This is a genomic window from Domibacillus epiphyticus (assembly GCF_001975785.1).
GTDB classification, from domain to species: Bacteria; Bacillota; Bacilli; order Bacillales; family Domibacillaceae; genus Domibacillus; species Domibacillus epiphyticus.
Map to the genome: position 1 here is coordinate 1 of NZ_MSFI01000028.1, position 3,018 is coordinate 3,018.

Annotated in this window: 1 rRNA gene; it reads right to left on the bottom strand. The window is 53.6% G+C overall.

Annotated elements, in window-relative coordinates:
* A 23S ribosomal RNA gene (locus BTO28_RS14810) occupies nt 1-2,929 on the bottom strand; the annotation flags it as partial.
* Nucleotides 2,930-3,018 lie beyond the last annotated feature (89 nt).

The window sequence follows — 3,018 nt, forward strand, 5'->3', positions numbered from 1 at the left end:
AAGTCCTCGATCGATTAGTATTCGTCAGCTCCATGCGTCGCCGCACTTCCACCTCGAACCTATCTACCTCGTCATCTTCAAGGGATCTTACTTACTTGCGTAATGGGAAATCTCATCTTGAGGGGGGCTTCATGCTTAGATGCTTTCAGCACTTATCCCGTCCGCACATAGCTACCCAGCGATGCCTCTGGCGAGACAACTGGTACACCAGCGGTGCGTCCATCCCGGTCCTCTCGTACTAAGGACAGCTCCTCTCAAATTTCCTGCGCCCGCGACGGATAGGGACCGAACTGTCTCACGACGTTCTGAACCCAGCTCGCGTACCGCTTTAATGGGCGAACAGCCCAACCCTTGGGACCGACTACAGCCCCAGGATGCGATGAGCCGACATCGAGGTGCCAAACCTCCCCGTCGATGTGGACTCTTGGGGGAGATAAGCCTGTTATCCCCGGGGTAGCTTTTATCCGTTGAGCGATGGCCCTTCCATGCGGAACCACCGGATCACTAAGCCCGACTTTCGTCCCTGCTCGACTTGTAGGTCTCGCAGTCAAGCTCCCTTGTGCCTTTACACTCTGCGAATGATTTCCAACCATTCTGAGGGAACCTTTGGGCGCCTCCGTTACATTTTAGGAGGCGACCGCCCCAGTCAAACTGCCCGCCTGACACTGTCTCCCACCCGGATCACGGGTGCGGGTTAGAAGTTCAACACAGTCAGGGCAGTATCCCACCAGCGCCTCCACCGAAGCTGGCGCTCCGGCTTCCAAGGCTCCTGCCTATCCTGTGCAGACTGTGCCAAAATTCAATATCAGGCTGCAGTAAAGCTCCACGGGGTCTTTCCGTCCTGTCGCGGGTAACCTGCATCTTCACAGGTACTATAATTTCACCGAGTCTCTCGTTGAGACAGTGCCCAGATCGTTGCGCCTTTCGTGCGGGTCGGAACTTACCCGACAAGGAATTTCGCTACCTTAGGACCGTTATAGTTACGGCCGCCGTTTACTGGGGCTTCAATTCAGACCTTCGCTTACGCTAAGCCCTCCTCTTAACCTTCCAGCACCGGGCAGGCGTCAGCCCCTATACGTCGCCTTGCGGCTTTGCAGAGACCTGTGTTTTTGCTAAACAGTCGCCTGGGCCTATTCACTGCGGCTCTCTCGGGCTTTAACACCCTACCAGAGCACCCCTTCTCCCGAAGTTACGGGGTCATTTTGCCGAGTTCCTTAACGAGAGTTCACTCGCTCACCTTAGGATTCTCTCCTCGCCTACCTGTGTCGGTTTGCGGTACGGGCACCTTGCATCTCGCTAGAGGCTTTTCTTGGCAGTGTGGAATCGAAGACTTCGGTACTAAATTTCCCTCGCCATCACAGCTCAGCCTTAATGGAAACGGGATTTTCCTCATTTCCAGCCTAACTGCTTAGACACGCGTATCCATCTGCGTGATCTCCTATCCTCCTGCGTCCCCCCATCACTCAAACGATGCTTGGTGGTACAGGAATATCAACCTGTTATCCATCGCCTACGCCTTTCGGCCTCGGCTTAGGTCCCGACTAACCCTGAGAGGACGAGCCTTCCTCAGGAAACCTTAGGCATTCGGTGGAAGGGATTCTCACCCTTCTTTCGCTACTCATACCGGCATTCTCACTTCCAGACGCTCCACCAGTCCTTCCGGTCTGGCTTCACAGCAGCTGGAACGCTCTCCTACCACTGATACCAAAGGTATCAATCCGCAGCTTCGGTGATACGTTTAGCCCCGGTACATTTTCGGCGCAGAGTCACTCGACCAGTGAGCTATTACGCACTCTTTAAATGGTGGCTGCTTCTAAGCCAACATCCTGGTTGTCTGGGCAACTCCACATCCTTTTCCACTTAACGTATACTTTGGGACCTTAGCTGGCGGTCTGGGCTGTTTCCCTCTTGACTACGGATCTTATCACTCGCAGTCTGACTCCCAAGGAAAAGTTTCTGGCATTCGGAGTTTGTCTGAATTCGGTAACCCGGGATGGGCCCCTAGTCCAAACAGTGCTCTACCTCCAGAACTCTTACCTTGAGGCTAGCCCTAAAGCTATTTCGGAGAGAACCAGCTATCTCCAGGTTCGATTGGAATTTCACCGCTACCCACACCTCATCCCCGCACTTTTCAACGTGCGTGGGTTCGGGCCTCCAGTGAGTGTTACCTCACCTTCACCCTGGACATGGGTAGATCACCTGGTTTCGGGTCTACGACCTCATACTAAAAACGCCCTGTTCAGACTCGCTTTCGCTGCGGCTCCGCATCATCTGCTTAACCTTGCATGAAATCGTAACTCGCCGGTTCATTCTACAAAAGGCACGCCATCACCCATAAACGGGCTCTGACTACTTGTAGGCACACGGTTTCAGGATCTCTTTCACTCCCCTTCCGGGGTGCTTTTCACCTTTCCCTCACGGTACTGGTTCACTATCGGTCACTAGGGAGTATTTAGCCTTGGGAGATGGTCCTCCCGGATTCCGACGGAATTCCTCGTGTTCCGCCGTACTCAGGATCCACTCAAGAGAGAAGAGAATTTCAGCTACAGGGCTGTTACCTCGTTTCGCGGGCCTTTCCAGACCGCTTCGCCTATCCTCTTCCTTTGTAACTCCGTATAGAGTGTCCTACAACCCCAGGAAGCAAGCTTCCTGGTTTGGGCTATGTCCCGTTTCGCTCGCCGCTACTCAGGGAATCGCGTTTGCTTTCTCTTCCTCCGGGTACTTAGATGTTTCAGTTCCCCGGGTATGCCTCCTCCTGCCCTATGTATTCAGGCAGGGGTGCCATCCCATTACGGATGGCGGGTTTCCCCATTCGGAAATCTCCGGATCAAAGCTTACTTACAGCTCCCCGGAGCATATCGGTGTTAGTCCCGTCCTTCGTCGGCTCCTAGTGCCAAGGCATCCACCGTGCGCCCTTTCTAACTTAACCTAAAATGTCGGTGTCTCGGACTCGGTTTTATGCTTGTCATACGATTACTTATATCCAGTTTTCAAAGACCAGGCTTCTAGAAGGATTTC